Annotated in this window: 1 protein-coding gene; it reads right to left on the bottom strand. The window is 37.7% G+C overall.

Annotated features, from left to right (window positions below):
* Window positions 1-719: hypothetical protein (locus C200_RS13300; protein WP_033923826.1), on the bottom strand; the 719-nt coding region annotated here is incomplete at its 3' end.
* Window positions 720-758 lie beyond the last annotated feature (39 nt).

The raw sequence follows: 758 nt of genomic DNA, 5'->3' as shown, positions 1-758 counted from the left end.
TCCATGGCTCGCAGCGTAAGCTGTTGGTCAGCATATAATTGTTTAGCCTGCTCAATTGCTTGTAAAAGTTTTTGCCATTTACTTGAGCCTAGAACAGCTCCTGGTTCTAAATTTACTCCAGCAGGTATTGCTATAGAGCCTGATGCTTGTCTAGATTGCAAGCCAGTTACAGCTTTTTTAGTTGGCTGTAATTTACCTTGTTCCTGCTTGTTCTCATCCAAGGCCATATCCGCAGCCACTTTCACTTCAGGTTCCGGCTCAGGGATATAGCTAGGTAGCTTTTCACTGAAAAAATTACGGATTTTAAAAACTAAAGCCATATCTTTATAAGAGGGTAGCTTTTCTTCTATTACTTTTATATATTGAGCAATCGCTTCTAATATTACTTGCTTAGCACAACGGCCATCAGCCATTGCGAGGCCTTGCTCTGGCTTATTTTCCAAAATTGCTACAATACGAGGGAATAATCGTTTATTTAACCAACGAATAACATTTGAGTTTTTCTTATCTTGCTTTTCTATAGGCGCAACATATTCTTGAGCATCAATGAGGCTCATTATTAAGTAAAGTAAAGGGGCAAACTCTAAAATACTCTCAACTCGATCAAAAGGTAACTTCCAGAAGCTTACCAAAAAAGATTTAACTAATAAGTCAAAATTTTTCTTCTGAATCTGCTCTAGTTGATTAAAGTCTTCTTCAAACTGATCAATTTTAATCACACCCTGGGATAAGTCAGCAAAATGACGTAAGCGTCGCTA

It is taken from the genome of Piscirickettsia salmonis LF-89 = ATCC VR-1361, assembly GCF_000297215.2.
Classification (GTDB): domain Bacteria; phylum Pseudomonadota; class Gammaproteobacteria; order Piscirickettsiales; family Piscirickettsiaceae; genus Piscirickettsia; species Piscirickettsia salmonis.
This window is presented reverse-complemented; position numbering and strand designations above follow the sequence as displayed.